Origin of the sequence: Nonomuraea sp. NPDC003804 (genome assembly GCF_040610675.1) — a bacterium.
Classification (GTDB): Bacteria; Actinomycetota; Actinomycetes; order Streptosporangiales; family Streptosporangiaceae; genus Nonomuraea.
In genome coordinates, this window is sequence record NZ_JBEXMT010000001.1 from 490,792 (window position 1) to 508,379 (window position 17,588).

Annotated in this window: 12 protein-coding genes; 5 read left to right on the forward strand and 7 right to left on the reverse strand. The window is 72.6% G+C overall.

The features are described 5' to 3' along the window. Nucleotides 1–31: 31 nt before the first annotated feature. The 4 genes from ABZX22_RS02225 to ABZX22_RS02240 all read right to left on the reverse strand — a co-directional run bounded on the left by ABZX22_RS02225 (nt 32) and on the right by ABZX22_RS02240 (nt 8,836). A complete protein-coding gene (locus tag ABZX22_RS02225; RefSeq protein WP_354905187.1) occupies nt 32–784 on the reverse strand; it encodes a glucose 1-dehydrogenase in 753 nt (250 codons plus the stop codon). Nucleotides 785–824: 40 nt separating this feature from the next. Further along, entirely contained in the window at nt 825–1,928 is a 1,104-nt protein-coding gene (locus ABZX22_RS02230) for a hypothetical protein (RefSeq protein WP_354905190.1), read from the reverse strand. Between the two features lie 100 nt (nt 1,929–2,028). After that, a complete protein-coding gene (locus tag ABZX22_RS02235) occupies nt 2,029–5,367 on the reverse strand; it encodes a serine/threonine-protein kinase (protein WP_354905193.1) in 3,339 nt (1,112 codons plus the stop codon). Nucleotides 5,368–5,383: 16 nt separating this feature from the next. Next, the gene (locus ABZX22_RS02240) at nt 5,384–8,836 is read right to left on the reverse strand and encodes a serine/threonine-protein kinase (RefSeq protein WP_354905196.1); all 3,453 of its coding nucleotides are present in this window, start codon (nt 8,834–8,836) and stop codon (nt 5,384–5,386) included. Between the two features lie 402 nt (nt 8,837–9,238). Here ABZX22_RS02240 and ABZX22_RS02245 point away from each other — a divergent pair, with 402 nt between their 5' ends. Next, nucleotides 9,239–9,412 (forward strand): hypothetical protein, encoded by a 174-nt coding sequence (locus ABZX22_RS02245; RefSeq protein ID WP_354905199.1) that lies wholly within the window; start codon nt 9,239–9,241, stop codon nt 9,410–9,412. Here the strand turns inward: ABZX22_RS02245 and ABZX22_RS02250 are convergent. Next, the gene (locus tag ABZX22_RS02250; protein ID WP_354905201.1) at nt 9,409–10,032 is read right to left on the reverse strand and encodes a pyridoxamine 5'-phosphate oxidase family protein; all 624 of its coding nucleotides are present in this window, start codon (nt 10,030–10,032) and stop codon (nt 9,409–9,411) included. The two genes, ABZX22_RS02245 and ABZX22_RS02250, sit on opposite strands and share 4 nt — an antisense overlap. Before the next feature lie 273 nt (nt 10,033–10,305). Continuing rightward, nucleotides 10,306–10,935, reverse strand: coding sequence for a TetR family transcriptional regulator (locus tag ABZX22_RS02255; RefSeq protein WP_354905203.1), 630 nt, complete (start codon nt 10,933–10,935; stop codon nt 10,306–10,308). A 64-nt stretch (nt 10,936–10,999) separates the two neighbouring features. On the opposite strand from ABZX22_RS02255, the gene ABZX22_RS02260 reads away from it, so the two are divergent. From ABZX22_RS02260 to ABZX22_RS02270, 3 genes are all read left to right on the forward strand, one after another. Continuing rightward, entirely contained in the window at nt 11,000–12,427 is a 1,428-nt protein-coding gene (locus ABZX22_RS02260; protein ID WP_354905205.1) for an MFS transporter, read from the forward strand. Nucleotides 12,428–12,662: 235 nt separating this feature from the next. Further along, nucleotides 12,663–13,760 (forward strand): PrsW family intramembrane metalloprotease, encoded by a 1,098-nt coding sequence (locus tag ABZX22_RS02265; protein WP_354905207.1) that lies wholly within the window; start codon nt 12,663–12,665, stop codon nt 13,758–13,760. A gap of 101 nt (nt 13,761–13,861) precedes the next feature. After that, nucleotides 13,862–15,853: a hypothetical protein gene (locus tag ABZX22_RS02270; protein ID WP_354905209.1), complete on the forward strand. Its 1,992-nt coding sequence runs from the start codon at nt 13,862–13,864 to the stop codon at nt 15,851–15,853. A 137-nt stretch (nt 15,854–15,990) separates the two neighbouring features. On the opposite strand, the gene ABZX22_RS02275 is transcribed toward ABZX22_RS02270, so the two are convergent. Continuing rightward, entirely contained in the window at nt 15,991–16,839 is an 849-nt protein-coding gene (locus ABZX22_RS02275) for an alpha/beta hydrolase (protein WP_354905211.1), read from the reverse strand. Nucleotides 16,840–16,892: 53 nt separating this feature from the next. Between ABZX22_RS02275 and ABZX22_RS02280 the strand changes: the two genes are divergently transcribed. After that, the gene (locus ABZX22_RS02280; protein ID WP_354905213.1) at nt 16,893–17,465 is read left to right on the forward strand and encodes an ABATE domain-containing protein; all 573 of its coding nucleotides are present in this window, start codon (nt 16,893–16,895) and stop codon (nt 17,463–17,465) included. The last annotated feature ends 123 nt before the right edge of the window (nt 17,466–17,588 follow it).

Here is a 17,588-nt window from a genome sequence, read left to right on the forward strand (position 1 = left end):
GACTCTTGGCCGATGATCTACGTGGTGGCGGTCAGACGGAGGCGCCGCCGTCGACCACCAGGTCGGTGCCCACGGCGAAACCGGCTTCGGGCGAGGCCAGGTACAGCACGGCCCCCGCGATCTCCTCCAGCGTGCCCACCCTGCCGAGCGGCAGCGCCGACTTCATCCGCTCGGCCCGCTCGGCCTCGCTCTCGCCTGGCCGCAGCGACATCGCCGTCTCGGCGGGGCCGGGGCTGACGGCGTTGATGCGGACGCCTTCCCCGATGTACTCCAGCGCCGCGGCCCTGGTCAGCGCGCTCACCGCCGCCTTGGAGGTGATGTAGGCGGCCAGTCCGGCGTAGCGCTTGTGGGCGCCCAGGTTGGAGGCGGTGTTGACGATGACGCCGCCCCCGTTGCGGCGCATGTGCTCGATCTCGTACTTCATCGACAGCCACACGCCCGTCACGTTGACGTCCATGACGTGCGCCCATGTCGGCTCGTCCAGGTCGGTGACCGCGCCCCCGGCGAAGACGCCGGCGTTGTTGAAGGCGACGTCGAGCCGGCCGTACCTCGCCACGACCTCGGCGACCATCGCCTCGGCGTCGGCGGCGCGCGTGACGTCGGCCCGCACGTGGCCGGCCGTACCGCCGGCCTCCTCCACGAGCCGCACCGTCTCCAGCAACGGCTCGACGCTCCGGCCGGCCACCACCACCGTGGCCCCTTCGCCGGCGAACGCCTGGGCGCTCGCCCGCCCGATGCCGGAACCGCCTCCGGTGACGAGCACGACCTTGTCCGTGAAACGCATGACCACTCCCTTTTCTAGAACGAGTGGTCTTGAATATGCCCTATCCAGAACGATCGGTCAAATATCTGCCGAGGAGCGGGACGGCCAGCACCCCGAGCAGCGCCAGCGCCACGGGTAGGGAGAAGGCCGCCGACAGCGCCGCGACCAGCAGCGGGCTGGCGACGAACCCCGCATAGGAGAAGGTGGACACGGCCGAGACCAACGCGCCGTCCTCGTCGCCCACCGCGGCCCTGCTCAGCATGGCCGGCACCAGCGGCCCGAGCGCCAGCCCGGTCAGCCCGAACCCGGCCAGCGACAGCCACGCCACAGGGGCCAGCCCCGCCAGCGCGATCCCGCCCCCGCCGCCGAGTCCCGCCACGAGGTAGAGCGTGCGCAGACCCAGCCTGGGCAGGGCCTGGGCGACCAGCCGGCCCGCGGTGAGCGCGCCCATGTAGACGGCGGGCGCCGCGCTGGCCAGCAGGGTGGGCGCGGCCAGATGGTCCTCCAGCAGCAGGACGGACCACTGCTCGACGGAGTTCTCGATGACCAGCGCCCCCGCGGCCAGCGCGCCGAGCACGACCGCGTGCCGCCAGGCGCCGTGCCGCCCGGACTCGGCGACCGGCTGGACGCCCCGGCCGAGCGCGAGGCCGGCGGCGAAGGCCGCGCAGGCCAGCACCAGGACCGCGACGACGGCCAGCACCTGCGCGGGGCCGTACCCGAGGGAGCGGGCCAGCCCCGTGGCGGGGGCGGCGACGATCACGGCGACGGGGAAGGCGGCGTGCACGGGCTGGAAGAGCCTGCGCCCCGACTCGCGCTCGGCCCTGCCGGTCGCGGTGTTGAGCGCGATGTCGAACGCCCCGCTGGTCGCGCCGAGCCCGACCAGCGCCAGCCCCAGCGCCAGGGGGCTGCCGACGAGGCCGACCAGCGACACCGCGACGGCGAACAGCACGGTGGTGACGGCCAGCGCCGCGCGTTCCCTGCCCCTGACCAGCCTGCTGGTGAGCGCCATCGCCGGGATGGCGCCGGCGGGCACGCCGGCCAGCGCCACGCCGAGATCGGCGTCGCTCGCCCCGACCTGGGCCTGTACGGCAGGCAGCAACGCCGACCACGACCCCCAGAACACCCCCCAGGCCGCGCAGACGGCGACGAGCCTGGCCAGGGTCATGCGAGCGGGAAGGCGTGAGCGTCGATCAGCGTCATGGCCGTAGCGTATGCGGGCGCATCACCCGGCGCCGCTCCTTTCTCACCTGCCGCACACCCGCCTCTCACCTGCCGCACACCCGCCGGTACGGCAGGCCCGGCACGTACACCGCCCATTCCGCCTCGCTCAGCGACCGCCCCGCCCGCGCGCACACCCGCTTCGCCACCACGGCCGGGTCCAGCGGGTACTCGGCCAGCTTCCCGTCGACCAGCGCCAGCAGCCTGCCCGCGGCGAACCGGGCCTGGCTGATCGAGGGATCCTTGACCGTGACGATCACCACCCCGGAGGCCACGTCGTACACCCGCACCCCGTCCATGGCGGTGACGGCGACGAGCGAGCCGTCCGGCGAGAACGTCAGCTCCGGGTTGACGGGCAGGTCGCGCAGCGGCGCCGAGGACGGCCCGGCCGTCCCCCGCCGCCAGAAGGCCATGCGGGCCGAGCCGTCGGGCCAGCCGAAGACCGTGCCGTCGGTGGAGAAGCCCAGCCCTCGCACCACCGCGCCGAGCGGCCGTGGGGTGGCCGGACGCCCGGTCGCGGCGTCCAGGAAGCCGTCGCCGACCGACAGGTGGCGTCCGTCAGGGGTGAAGGCGAGCTCGTCGGCCATGTTCGACGGCGCCCGCCAGATCTGCCTGCCGCTCTTCAGGTCGACCAGGCTGACGAAGGTCTGCGCCGAGACGGCCAGGCGGGCGCCGTCGGGGCTGAAGGCCAGGCCCTGGGGTGCCTCGTCGCGCATGGGCAGCTCGGCCAGCCTCCGGCCGGTCGCGGTGTCGTGGACGGAGACGCTCTCGTCGCCGCCCGTGGCGACGGCCGCGCCGGTGCCGCTGAAGACCCGCGGGTACTGGGGTTCGTCCTTCAGGGTGACCGTCCGGCCCGTGGCCAGGTGGCGCACGGTGCGGCCGGCCAGCAGGCGGCCGCCGTCGGGGCTGATCAGCTCCCCGCTCGGGCCGCGGCGCGGGCGCGCATCGAGCGGCACGCCGACCACGGTGTCACCGGCGAGGTAGCGCAGCGTGCGGCCGTCGGGATCGAAGGCCAGGTGGTCGGCGCCGGGCGGGACGGGCTCGTCGAGCACCATCGTGGCGTCGCCGGCCCGCCACACCTGCAGCCCGTTGTCGCCCAGTGCGGCGATCAGCCTGCCGTCCCCGCTCCAGGAGATGGCGCCGCCCTTCCATCCGCTCAGGTTGATGTCCGTTTCCTTGCCCGTGCTGACGGCCAGGCGCTGGATGTCCTCCTCAGGCCCCGGAACGGCCGCCTTCGCGCCGTCCGGGCTCAGGGCGAAGTCCTGGCACAGCCGCGGGCAGCGCGACAACGTGGCCGCCCGCCCGCCGGGCAACGCCTGGCGGCGCAGCTCGGAACCCATCAGCGTGTACACCGCCGTCCTGCCGTCGGGGGTCACCTCCAGGTTCCCGCCGAGCGTGGGCACACCTGTCTTCGCTCCCGTGCGGGTGTTCCAGAACGTGGCGCCCTGCCCCACCCGCACCACCACGACGTCCTCGGACGCGCTGTACGACACGGCGAAGTCGATCTGTTCCGCGCCCTCGAAGAGCCGGTAGCGGGGCCGGCGCGCGGCGCCCGTCGCCGCGTCCCACAGCATGACCCCCTCCTTGTCGGTGGCGACCGCGAGCGTGCGGCCGGACGGGCTGGCCGCCATCCCGATGACGTCGCCTTCCTGGTGCCGGAAGGCGGCCGTCCTGCGGCCGGTGCGCGTGTCCCACACCCTCACCTCGCCGTCGGAGGCGCTGAACAGGCGGTGGCCGTCGGCGCCGAGCACCCTGACCGCCACAGCGGCCGGGTCGGTGAAGGACCGGGTGGCCGCCGAGGTGAGACCGCGGTACATCGCCGCCATCGCCTGCGGCGTGGCGGCGACGTCGTGCGCGGCGACGCCGAGCAGCATGCCCAGCACCGGGTCCTTCGCCCGGACCGAGTCGGCCAGCGCCGCCAGCCGTCCCGACTCGGCCACGTCGCGCTGCTCGGCCACCTGCCTGCTCTGCTGGACGGCGAAGCCGCCCGCGGCCACCGCGAGCACCAGCAGGACGGCCAGCGCGACCGAGACGGCCCTGACCCTGCGCCCCCTCCGCCTGACCAGCGCCGAGCCGGCCTCCAGGAAGTCGCGCTCGGCAGGGGTGAGCGTGATGTTCCTGCGGCCCGTCGCGGCCCAGCGCTGAGCGGCGTCCAGGGTGCTGCCGTGGAACAGGTCGGCGTCCCTGCGCCCGCCGGAGGCCCAGCTCGTGGCGGCGGCGGCGATGCGCCGGTGCACGGCCAGGCCGTCCCTGTCGGCCTGGATCCACGCGCGCAGCCGCGGCCAGGCCAGCGGAAGAGCCGGACGCAACAGCCTGACGGGGTCGCCGCCGGACACCACGTAGGCGAACGCCCGCAGGACCGGCTCGATGCCGTCGGGCAGCTCGGCGCGGGCGGCCTGCCGTACGGCCAGATCGCCGTCCTCGGTGACGGTCACCAGGCGCAGGAACAGCTCGGGCACCAGCTCCCGCTCGGCGGGGCCGAGCGCGGCGTAGGCGTCCTCGGCGAGCGTGCCGAGCGCGGGGTCGGCGGCCGGCCGGCCGCCGTGGGCCGCCATGGCCGCGGCCGAGCCCACGCCCTGGGCCAGCAGCCTGGCGGTGTCGAGGCCGTCCCCGCTGACCAGCCCCAGCAGCAGCTCCCTGGCGGTGGGCCGCTGCCGGGGGTCCTTGGCGAGCGCGGCGCCCACCAGCGCCCGCAGCGGACCCGGCAGCATCGACAGGTCGGGCTCGTGGGAGAGCACGCGGTGCATGACCGCGCCCAGCGAGTCGGCACGGAACGGGTCCTGCCCGGTCGCGGCGAACAGCACGGTGGCGCCCCAGGCGAACACGTCGGCGGCCGTGCCGGCCCGCTCGCCCGAGAACACCTCCGGCGCCATGTAGCTGGGCGTGCCCGCCAGCAGCTGCGCCGAGGTGAGCGACATCTCCAGCGTGCGGGCCACCCCGAAGTCGATGACGCGCGGCCCGTCCGGGCCGAGCAGCACGTTGTCCGGCTTGAGGTCGCGGTGGATCACGCCCGCATCATGGATGGCGGTCAGCGCGGTGGCCACGGCGGTGGCCAGCCGGTGCAGCTCGTCGCCCGCGAACACGCGGCCCGCCGCGCGCAGGCTCGGGCCCTCGACGTACTCCGAGACGATGTACGGCCGCGGGCCGTCCAGGTCGGCCTCCAGCACCCTGGCGGTGCAGAAGGCCGGGACGCGGCGGGCCGCCGCGGCCTCCTTGGCCAGACGGGGCTGGGTCGAGGGGTCGCCGCGCAACACCTTGATCGCCACCCGCTCGCCCTGGGCGTCGTAGCCCTCGTAGACGACTCCCTGGCCGCCCTCCCCGACCCGTCCGGCGAGCCAGTAGCCGCCCAGCCGCTGCGGGTCCCCGTCGATCAGCGCATCCCCCATGGCGTGTTGGATGCTCTCAGGAGCTGCAAAGTTGGCGATAGGGAACCTGCTCGAAGGACTCTCGCCATTCCCGCTCGGTCAGCTCGCGTCCCGCCCGCTCGCAGAGGGCGCCGGCCATGCGCTCGGGGTCCACCACGAACTCGTGGATCAGGCCGGCGTGCTCGGCGACGTACAGCGCCTTCCCGTCGGGGCTGAAGGCGAGGCCGCCCTCGCCGGGCAGCCCTTCGGCGTACGCGCTGACCGGGCCGCCGAGCCGCCGCCGGGCCCGCACGTCCCACAGCTGGAGCGTGCCGGGGTCGTCGCCCACGGTGGCCAGCAGGTCACCCTGAGGAGAGAAGGCCATGTGCGCCACCCGCTCGATCGCGCCTCTCAGCATCGGCGAGGCGGCGGCCTGGCCGTCGAGGCGGCGCAGCGCGATCCGGCCGGTGCGGTCGCCGCTGACGGCCATCGTCGACTGGTCGCTGACGGCGACGACCCCCGTGCCGAACCCGGCGCCGATCGGCCTGCCGGTGGCCACGTCGTGGAACCGGCCGTCGGTGCCCGCCAGCCGTTTCCCGTCGGGGGTGAGGACGCCGCCGGCGGCGCGTGTGGCGGAGGTGCCCAGCCCGCGGCCGGTGCGCGCGTCCACGCGGCTCATCCTGATGTCCGTCTCCGTGAGGGCGGTGGTGAGGACCAGCGTCCGGCCGTCGCGCGTGAACGCCGCCTGGACGGCGGGCCTGTCGAAGGGCACGGGCGCCGACCACCGCCGCTGCCGCGTCCTGAGGTCCCACAGCGTCATCCGGCCGCTCTCAGGGATGGTCAGCAGCCGCTCGCCCTGCTGGTCGAAGACCGGCCGGCCGGAGGCGCGCATCCGCCACACCCGGCGGCGGGCGGCCAGCTCCCACAGCTCCATCGTGTGCTCGTCCGGCCTGGTCAGGGCCCACCTGCCGTCGGGACTCAGCTCGGTGCCCCACTGGGCGGCGGTGGTGCGGAAACCGCTCACCCGGGGCCGCAGGTCGAGGGTGACGACGGTGTCGTCGAGCAGGTAGCGCAGGACGTCGCCGTCGAAGCGGGCGTCGGTCAGCTCGCCCTCGGCCTGGTAGGCGAGGACCTGCCGCTGGTCGGCCACCTCCCAGACGCGCAGCGACCGGTCGGCGAACGCGGCCAGGTAGCGGCCGTCCGGGCTGAAACGCAGGCCCTTGACGGCCGCGCCGCACAGCTCGCACGCCGGCGCCGCGGGCCAGAACTCGTGTTCGCCGCCGGGCAGCGGCAGCCGCCTGCCCGTCGCGGGGTCGACGAGCTGGATCTCCCGTCCCGCGCAGGCCAGCATCGTGCCGTCGGCGGTGAACGCCGCCGCGTGCGGCTGGTCCTTGCAGGCGGCCGTCAGCCTGTCGTCCCTGGTCCACGCGGGCAGCCGCAGCGCCGAGAAGGGCGGGTCGCCCGGCACGAGCAGCAGCCGTCCGGTCCTGTCGACCAGCGGGTCGCCGCCCGTGAAGGAATCCCGCGCGCGGATGCCGCCGAACGTGCGGCCCCTGTCGTGGTCCCACAGGTAGATCAGCGAGTCGGTGAGGCTGACGGCCAGCGTGGACTCGCTGTCGCCGTAGTCGGCGCCGCGTCCGCCCGACCCCTCGGGCATCGCCTTCTGCGCCACCAGCCGTCCCGTGGCGACGTCCCAGACGGTGATCCTCTTGTCGGTCGTCACGGCGACGCGCCGCCCGCTGCCGTTGACTGACACGTCGAACAGGTACTCGCCGCCGATCCCCGGTACGGCCCAGCCGCGCGTCCTGCGGCCGGAACGCAGATCGTGGACCGACACGCCGCTCTCGCTCACGCTGACCAGGAAGCGCCCGTCATGGGTGAGCGTGCGCAGCGCCACCCCGTCGACCGGCGGGTCGTGGAAGGCGGCCACCTCGCTCTGCTGGTAGGACGACACCAGCGCCGAGCGCGTGTCGACACCGGGCGAGACCCGCCAGGCGGCCAGCGTCAGCAGCATCGCCCTGACCGGATCGCCCGCCCGCAGCGCCGCCGCCTCGATCGCGACGTTCCTGGCCGTGGCCGCGTCACGCTGGGCGTCGGCGCGCCGGGCCTGCCACACCGCGAGCCCGCCCGCCACCAGCGCGACGGCGAGCAGGCCGGCCAGCGCCGCGGTGGTCAGCCTGCGCCTGCGGGCCCGCTTCCTGGTCAGCTCGGTACCCGCGCGCAGGTAGTCGCGTTCCGTCGGGGTGAGCGTGACGTGCTTGCGCCCCGTCGCGGCCCAGCTCAGCACGCTTTCCAGGCGGCTGCCCTGCAGCAGGTCGCCGTCGCGGCGGCCGTGGTCGGCCCACTGCCTGGCGGCCGCGCTGAGCTCGGTCAGGACGGCGAGGCCGGCCCTGTCGGCGTCCACCCACCCGCGCAGCCTCGGCCACGCCCGCAGCAGCGCCGGACGCGACAGCGCGACCATGCCGTCCCTCTCGGTGACGAGATAGGAGAAGGCGCGCAGGATCCTCTCGACCGGCTCGTCCCGCCCGCCGTCGAGCAGTTCCGACCTGGGCGTCCAGCGGACGGTCTCGCGGCCGTCCTCGTCCACGGCGACCAGCCGCAGGAACACCTCGGGGACCAGCTCGCGCTCCTGCGGCCCGAGCCCTCCGTAGGCGTCCTCGGCGATCGTGCCGAGCGCGGGATCGGCTTCGCCCGTCACGTGCAGGCCCATGGCCGAGCGGCTGCCGGCCGCCAGCAGCTCCCCGGTAGCGGCCACCGGAGCGCTGACCAGCGCGAGCAGCAGGTCGCGGGCGGTCGGCCGGGCGGCCGGATCCTTGGCCATCGCCGCGGCCACCAGCGGGGCCAGCCGTTCCGGCAGGACACTCAGGTCCGGCTGCGAGGACAGCACCCTGTGCATGACGCCGCCGAGGTGGTCGGCGCGGAAGGGGTCCTCGCCGGTCGCGGCGAACAGCACGACCGCGCCCCACGCGAACACGTCCACCGCCGGCGTGGCGCGCTGGCCCGTGAAGATCTCCGGGGCCATGTAGCTGGGAGTGCCGGCGACCTCACCGCTCCTGGTCAGCGACATCTCCGCGGTCCGTGCGATGCCGAAGTCGATCACTCGCGGCCCGTCGGGGCTGAGCAGCACGTTGTCCGGCTTGAGGTCGCGGTGGATCACGCCCGCGTCGTGGATGGCGGTCAGCGCGGTGGCCACGGCGGTCGCGAGCCGGTACAGGTCGTCGCCCGCGAACAGGCGGCCCGCCGCGCGCAGGCTCGGGCCCTGGACGTACTCCGAGACGATGTGCGGCCGCGGCCCCTCGGTCTCGACGTGCAGGACCCGGGCCGTGCAGAACGAGGCCACCCGCTGGGCCGCGGTCGCCTCCCTGGCCAGGCCTCGCGCGTCGGCGGTGTGCAGCACCTTGATGGCGACCCTGTGGCCCTCGCCGTCGTATGCCTCGTGGACGACACCCTGGCCACCCTCGCCGAGCCGTCCGGCCAGCCAGTAACCACCGATGCGCGCTGGATCATTCACGGGGGGTTAGATGCCCTTCCCTGTCGCGAAGTTGCGGTGCGCGGGCGGGGTGCTCGCGCCGGTTGTGGCCACGCCGGGCCCGCCCGGACCTGAGGGTGGTGCTCGTTCGGGCTTGCTCGGGGCTTGCGCGGTGTGGAGACGACCTGGTCGGCGGGCCGCAAGTGCTCGCCAAGCCGCTGTCAAGCGGCCGGGTGCACTGTGGGGACAACCGAAGGGGGCAGACCATGCGACGCACCAGGATCGTCAAGACACCGTCCAAGCGCCAGCCGAGCCGGCCTCAGGACCTGGACCTGCGGTCGCCGTCCGGACGACGGCTTCCGTACTGACGCGATCTTTACATGGGACTTATGGGGCAATCTGTAAGTAATGTGATGTAACAAAAACATCACGCCGGGGGGCTCAGTGAACACGAGGCTTGAGGCGGTGCCGCCGCGGGTGGCGCGACACAAGGTCCGCGACATCAGGAAGACCGGCCGCCGCAACCACACCCAGACCGACACCACGGTCGTCGACCTGAGCGCGTACAGCGGCCGCAACGTGATCCGGCTGCCCTCGGGACCCCCGTCCGCCGCCTAGGACTTGTACAGCTTCTCCTGGTAGGAGTCCCCGTAGTAGCGCTCCAGCTCTTCGAGGGACTCCTCCACTTTCTGGACACTCTTCAGGATCGCCGCGTGGGACGGCATGGCGTCGGGCCGCCACGTCTCCGGCTTCCACAGCGTCGAGCGCAGGAACGCCTTGGCGCAGTGGAAGAAGATCTGCTCGATCTCCACGACCAGCGCCAGCCGCGGCCGATGGCCCTTGACGATCATCTCGTCGAAGAACGGCGCCTCCCTCACCAGCCTGGCCCTGCCGTTGATGCGCAGCGTCTCGCCCCGCCCCGGCACCAGGTAGAGCAGGCCGACGTGCGGGTTGGTCAGGATGTTGCGGAACCCGTCCGCCCTGCGGTTGCCGGGACGGTCGGGGATCGCGATGGTGGTGTCGTCGATGACGTGGGTGAAGCCGGGCGGGTCACCCTTGGGCGAGACGTCACACGTGCCGTCGGCGGCCGCGGTGGAGATCAGGCAGAACGGGGAGTTGGCCAGCCACTCCTTGTCGCGCTCGTGCAGCGCGAACCGATCCTTGGCGGCGGCCCTGGGCATCACCTCGCCCAGCAGGTCGCGCAGCTCTTCCTCGGACGTGATCTCGGCCCAGTCCATGTGATCCCCTCTGCCGGACGGCTCTGGCGTGCCCATCCTCGACCATGCCGCCACCATCACCACCACCGGGTCGCCCACCCGATCCCACCGGTCGGCCACCTCTGACCATCCGGCACCCAGGACCCACCCCACCCAACGCGCGGGCCCTGGATCGCCGCGCCGCGCGACACCCACCGTCCGTCAGCGCGGCCGGATCCTCCCGCGGCGCGGGCGCTCCGGGCCACCGCATCGCGCCGCGCGACACCCGCCGGCCCTCAGTACGGCCGGGCCACCTCACCGGTCGGCGTTCGCCCCGGTCAGCGCGACGCTGTCGGGGATCGCGGCGAAGGCCGTGTCGAGGCGCTCCTGCAGTCCCGCGAGCCCGCCCGGCCCGCCGTCGCCCGTCCAGCTGAGCGCCGCGTGCCGCCACGCCGCGATCGCGACCTCGATCACCAGCTTCAGCCGTACGTCTTCGGCGTCGAACCCCGCCCGGGCGCCCATCCTCGCGAAGGCCGCCTGCGTGGTCTGGTCGCAGTAGCGCAGGCTGTGCGCCTGCACCGCCGGGGTCACCGCGCACAGCGCCCTGGTGGCCAGGAACCTGGCGCCCCACCCCTCGTCCATCCGCTCGAGGCTCACCCGCAACGCCGTCCTGAAGGCGTCGAGCACCAGCCCCGCCACCTCCATCGCGTCGACCTCGTCCAGGAAGGTCGACCACAGCTCGGTGTCGGCCGCCAGGGCGACGTCCTCCTTGCTCGGGAAGTTGCGGAAGAAGGTCCGCTTGGAGACCTCCACGGCGTCGACGAGCTCGTCGAGGGTGGTGTGGTCGAACCCCTTCTCGGTGAACAGCCGCAGCGCCGCCTCCGTCAGCGCCTGCCTCGTGCGGGCCTTCTTGCGCTCCCGAAGCGGCAGCTCGCGTAGATCCATGCGATCACCCTAACGCAAAAGTGCCAATTGACAGCTAACGCCACTCAGTGGCATTTTCTGCCGAGTGGCAATTCAATCGCGCTCCTCGAGCCCCGCCCTGACCATGGCCGTGGTCCTGCTGGGCTTCCTCGTCGTCCCCATGTCCATCTCCGGCGCCGCCGTCGCGCTGCCCGGAATCGGCGCCGACCTGCGCACGGCGGGCGCCCCGCTGCAGTGGGTGATGAACGCCTACAACCTCACCTTCGCCTCCTTCACCCTGGTCGCGGGCTCGCTGGCCGACCTGTTCGGCCGCCGCAGGGTGTTCGCGACCGGAGCCGCGGTCTTCGCCGCCGGGTCAGTGGTGGCCGCCCTCTCCGACGGCATCTGGCTGCTCGACGCGGCCAGGGCGCTGTCCGGCGTCGGCGCCGCGGGCGTGATGGCCGGCGGCGCGGCGATCCTGGCCACCGCGTTCGACGGACCGGCCAGAACCCGGGCCTTCGCCCTGCTCGGCACTGTCGCGGGCATCGGGCTCGCGCTCGGTCCGACGATCTCGGGCTGGCTGGTCGGCGGGCTCGGCTGGCGGGCGATCTTCCTGTCGAACGCGCTGATCCTGGCCCTCTCACTGGCCGGCATCCCGTTCATCGGGGAATCGCGCGCCCCGCGTCGTCCGCAGGTGGACGTCAAGGGCGCGGTGACGTTCGTCGCCGGTCTCGGGCTGCTGACCGTGGCGGTGGTCCAGGGACCGCAGGCGGGCTGGGGAGATCCTGTCGTGCTGGGTCTGCTGGCCGCGGCCGCGGCGCTTCTCGTCGCCTTCGCGGCCGTCGAACGGCGCAGCCCCCACCCCGTCCTCGACCTCACGCTGGTGCGCAACCGGCGCTTCCTCGCGCTCAGCCTCGTGCCCGTCGCCACCAGCTTCGGCATGGTGACGCTGCTGACCTACCTGCCCACCTACTTCGCCGGCGTCCACGGCGCATCTCCCCAGCAGGCGGGCCTGTGGATGCTGGTGATGACCGCCCCCGTGCTGATCGCCCCGCCGGTCGGCGGCTGGCTGCTGAACAGGGGCGTGCCGGCCAGGACGCTGGTGACCGTGGCGGTGGTGCTGTTCGCGGCGGGCAACGCCTGGCTCGCGACGACGGATGCGGCGCCGCCCGTCGCGCCGCTGCTGCTGGTCGGGGTGGGCGCGGGCCTCGGCTTCGGCGTCGGCGACGGGCTGGCGATGAGCATGGTGGAACCCGAGCGGGCCGGGATGGCCGCCGGCTTCGTCAACACGCTGCGGATAGGCAGCGAGGCGATCGTCATCGCGGTGTACGGCTCAGCGCTGGTCAGCCTCGTCCAGGCCAGGGTCGGTGACGCGGAACTGGCCAACACGATCGCGGCGGGCGGTCCCGGCGGCGGCCCCCAGCTCGCCGCGGCGTTCCAGGTCGTCGTGTGGGCCGTCGCGGGGATCACCCTGGCGATGGCGGTGGGGATCCACGCGATGCTCCGCCCTCCGGCCGCCGCCGACCAGCCGTAGCCGCGCCGTACCCGACCTCTCCAGGGGTGCTGCCGCCCACGACGCCCCTCGGGGCAGGGGAGCCCGGCCCCCGCCTCACGGCAGGACGCACCTCGGAAAGACGCGCCTCGGGAAGGCACCCCCGGAAGGCGCTGCGGGAGGACGCACATGGGAGCGAGCCTTGGGAGGGACCCCTTGTGAGGGCCCGCAAGCACGCGTCAACTATCCGTCTATCGCGACAGCTCAATGTGAGAGCGTGACTGGTGTGACACGCCCCGCGGTGCTCTCACCGCGCCCCAGCAAAGCTCTCATCATCGGCCTCGTGGTCTCGGGCATCTGCGCGCTGCTGATGCTGGCCCTGATGCTGATGTCCAACGAACCCTCGGGCTTCGGCCTGGCGGCGCTCATGGCCGTGGCGCCCCTGCCCATCCTGCTCGGCGCCGTGCTCGCGCTCGACCGGCTGGAGCCCGAACCCAGGCTCCATCTCGCCTTCGCGTTCGTCTGGGGCGCGGGAGTGGCCGTCGTGCTGGCCGTCATCCTGAGCATGGCCGGCCAGGAGCTCTTCCGCCGTGCCGGGTACGGCGAGACGGTGGTCAACGACATCGGCACCGTCGTCCTGGCCCCCGTCACCGAGGAAGGCCTGAAGGGGGCGGCGCTCCTGCTCCTCCTGCGCAGGCGGAAGGAGATCGACGGGCTGACCGACGGCATCATCTACGCCGCCATGGCGGGGCTCGGTTTCGCGCTCGTGGAGAACGTCGGCTACTACGCGATCGCCTTCATGGAGGGCGGGGCCGACGACGCGGTGGGCGTGTTCGTGCTGCGCGGCCTCGTCTCGCCGCTCGGCCACCCCGTCTACACCTCGATGATCGGGCTCGGCGTCGCCTACGCGGCCACCAGGCGAAACCCGGCCAGGTGGCTGGCCATCCCGCTCGGCTACCTGGCCGCCGTGCTGCTGCACGGCCTCTGGAACGGCGCCGCGACGCTGGGCGGCGTTCGCGCGCTGGGCGGGGTCTACCTGCTGGAGTTCACGGTGATCGTCGTACTCGTGGCGGTGATCCTTACCGAACGCAGGCGGGTGCTCGCCAAGATCGGCAGTGTCCTGCCCGGCTACCTGCCGACCGGTGTCCTCACGCAGCAGGACATCGGCATGCTCAGCTCGCTGAAGGCGCGCAGGCACGCGCGCACCTGGGCCAAGAAGGCCGGCCGGTCCCGCGCCATGTCGGACTACCAGCACGCGGCGACCGAGCTGGCCATGCTTCACATCCGGGCCGAGCGGGAGGGCATGGCGCAGGCCGCGTTCGCCGGACGCCGCGATGCCCTGCTGCACGTCATGGGCACCGCCCGAAGCTGGTGACCTCGCGGCCCTTCCCCTCCATTGATCCTCTGGTCGCCCCGCGGGAAGATGGGCCGACAGACGGCCATCAGCGGTGATATGCCATCGCGGGGAGGGTTCGGGTGGCATCGTTCAAGACACTCACGATCGCGCTCGGGTTACTCACCCTTGCCGGCGCCTGCAGCGCGGACCCTCGCACGGCACCCACCCCATCGCCCCCCGCGATCCCGGAGATCACCACGCACGCGGCGCCCGTGCCCGGCCGTCAGCTCGGGCCCGCCATGTACGGGCACAGCAACCGGGCTGTTTCCCCGGCGGTCGGTTCGGTGAACGGCAAGCCGGTGATCGTCACGGGTGGCCACGACGACCTGCTTCGCGTCTGGGATCTCGCCACGCGCAAGCTCATCGGCGAACCCATCCCCGCGGGTCAGGGCGGCGTGAACCACATCGAGCTGCACCACTGGGACGGCAAGGACATCGCGGTCGTGAGCGGTGGCACCCTGCGCGCGTGGGACCTCGGCACACGCCGCCCGCTGACCCCACCGATCATGACCCAAAACGATACCAATCTGCTGGCCGTCGGCTCCCACGACGGTCAGCGTGTCGCGCTGACCGAAGGCGAGTTCCCCTTCGAGCTCCAGCTCTGGAACCTGACCACCGGCTACGCGGTCGGCGCCCCGCTGAAGGGGCATGAGGCCGAACCCAGGGCCGGGGCGATCGGGCAACTGGGTGGGACCACCGTAGCCGTCACCGGGGACGAGGATGGGGTCCTCCGTTCATGGGACCTGAAGACGGGAAAGGCTCTGGCCACCGCCAAAGTGACATCGATGGATTACATCAGCGGCATCGCCATCCAGGGTGGCGTCGCAGTCGTCACCGGTACCGACGGCGATTTCTACGGCCACATGGAACGCTGGGACCTGGCCACCGGTGCTGTCACCGAGGTGAGACACAAGGGCGAGTTCTCCCCCGTCGAGTTACGCGAGCTCGGCGGGAGAACGGTCACGATCTTCGCAGGGGACAGCACCCTGCGGGTCGCCGACCTGGCCACCGGCGAACCCATCGGCCACGGCTGGGGCAGCGACGATCTCCTGGATCGCGTAGCGGCGGTGGGCACGTACGGCACCACGCCGATCCTGGTCATCGGCGATCCCGACGGCACGCTGACGATCTGGGACCTGCGCACGGGCAGACAACTCGGCAAGCCGTTCTTCGGCCATGGCGGGGACGTCGAATCACTCGCGGTGACCAGGGTGCGAGGCAAGGCCGTAGCCGTGACCACAGGCGACGACGACACGGTCCGCATGTGGGATCTGGCCACCCACAAGCCATTCCGCGCACCCATCTCCTGCTCGTGCATCGAGCACGCGCCCATGACCACGGCCACGCGGGACGGGAAGCCGGTCATCGTCCACGCGGACATCGACCATGGGCTGGTGGCCCGCGACGCGGCGACGGGCAAACGGGTGGACAGGAGAAGGATCTTCGTCGCATCCGCCGACGGGCCTGCCCAGCTCTCGGCGGATGGCTCCCTCGTGGCCATCGCGACGCAGGACGGCGGAGCCGCACTCTGGGATCTGTCGGCGGGAAGCCATCCCCGCCATCTCGACGCGACGGGAGTGGATGCCGTCGCGGTTGGCAGCCGGATCATCGCCACCGCCTCCGGCAAGCAGATAAAGCTGTGGGACCAGGCCACCGGCCAACCGATCGGCAAGCCGATCACGAGCGGCGGCGAGGCCGAATCTCTGGCGATCGGGCAGGTCGACGGTAAGGCCATCGTCTTCTTCCAGCGCAAATACGCCCCCGGATGGGGCGGCATCCGCTTGTGGGACGCCACGACGGGCGAACCGTATGGCAAGGCTCTGAGCATCCGCTCCACCGCCATGGCCGTCACGCGCGTCGGATCCCGGACGGTGCTGGTGACCGGGCAGGACGACGGCACGGTGATCGTGTGGGACCCGCGGACGATGGAACCGCTCCTGCCTCCCCTCCCCGGCCACCACGGTGCCGTCAGCGGGGTCGCGGTGACCATGCTCAAAGGCAAACCAATCGCCGTCTCCGGTGGCAGCGACGGCAGCATCCGAACCTGGGACCTCACAGACATCTCTCATTAAGCCCCCTCGCCCGATCAGACCGCACGCACAACCGCAACCCACGACCGCCGGACTCGCCCTGGCTTGGGGCTCGGCCCCGATGCCTGGCGTGGCGCCGGGGCCGGATCGCCGTCGGCTGGCCTTCAGGAAGTCGTCGGCTACACCTTCAGGAAGTCGCGCAGGTGCGACAGCACGACGTCGGGGCGCTCCTCCGCCAGGAAGTGGCCGCAGTCGGGGATCTCCGCGCCACGCACGTCGCGGGCGTAGTCACGCCACACCTCCTCGACCCCGACCCGGGCAGGCAGCCCCGCCGAACCCCACAGCGCGAGCACCGGCATCTCCAGCCGCTTGCCCGCGTCGTAGTCGGCGTCGTCGTGCGCCGCGTCGTCAGGGAAGGAGGCGCGGTAGTCGTCGAAGCCGGCCCGCAGCGCCCCGGGCTGCGAGAAGGCCCGGTAGTACTCCTCCACGTCGAGCGCGGCCCGCTGGACGGTCCACTTCTCGAAGAAGTAGCCGAGATAGCCGCGGACGTCGGCTTCCGCGAGCCGTTCGGGCAGGTCGGGCTGAAGGTGGAAAGTCCAGTGCCAGGTGCCGAGCGCGATGCCCGTCTTCATGTCGAAGCGCCGCCACATCTCCCTGGTGGGGATGATGTCCATGACGACCAGGCGCTCCACCTCGTCGGGGTGGTCGAGGGCGTAGCGGTGGGCGACCCGCCCTCCCCTGTCGTGGCCGACCAGCGAGACCCTCTCGTGGCCGAGCTGCCTTGCCAGCTCGCGCACGTCGGCGGCCATCGTGCGCTTGTCGAACCCGGTGCGCGGCTTGTCGGTCAGCCCGTAACCGCGTAGATCGGGCGCCACGACCGTGAAGTGCTCGGCGAGCGGGGCGATGAGGTGACGCCAGCAGTGGCTGTTCTGCGGCCACCCGTGCAACAGCATCAGCAGCGGCCCTTCCCCTTCGATCAGGTAGTGCATGCGCAGGTCGCCGACCGCGGCCATCCGTGACTCCACCATGGCGTAACTCCATCATGTGGTTACAGGGTTAACCCCATCATATGGTTAGAGGCATGCGAGCGCGAGACTGGGTGTGGGACGGCGGGCGTCCGGCACTGGATTTCGTCAATACCTATCGGGACCGCAAGACGGGCGGCCGGGAGCTGCTGCTCCAGCCCGAGGACCTGCTGGAATGGCTCGGGCTGCCCGAGGACCTGCCGTTCGGCACCAGCCCGCAGGAGTCGGCGGTGGCGGGGATGACGATGCTGATGGAGGCGCGGGAGCTGAGAGAGGCCATCTGCCGGTGCCTCGACGCGGCCATCGCGGGCGAGAGCGGCTTCCCCGAGCCGATCAACCGGTGGGCCGCGCGCCGGCAACCTGCCCTGGTCCAGCTGGCCCCCGACCTGTCCGTCGCACGGCTCCCGCCGGCCGATCCCGTGGCGGCGGCCCTGGCCGAGATCGCCAGCGACGCCGTCGAACTGATCGGCGGGCCGGACCTGCGCCAGGTGCGGGTGTGCGCCTCGCCTACCTGCGGGATCCGCTTCGCCGACCGGTCGAACGCGGGCACCAGGCAGTGGTGCTCGATGAAGCGGTGCGGGAACCGGGAGAAGGTCCGCCTGCACCGCGCCCGCCGTACCGACCACTAGTACTACATCACTAGATCGCGCCTGGTACCTGCTTGGTTTCGCTGCGTGATCAGGCTGGGACGTGCGAGCGTGTCCGCGTGTCCCAGCCTGTTGAGTATGCCGGTGCGTTGACGGCGGCGGATC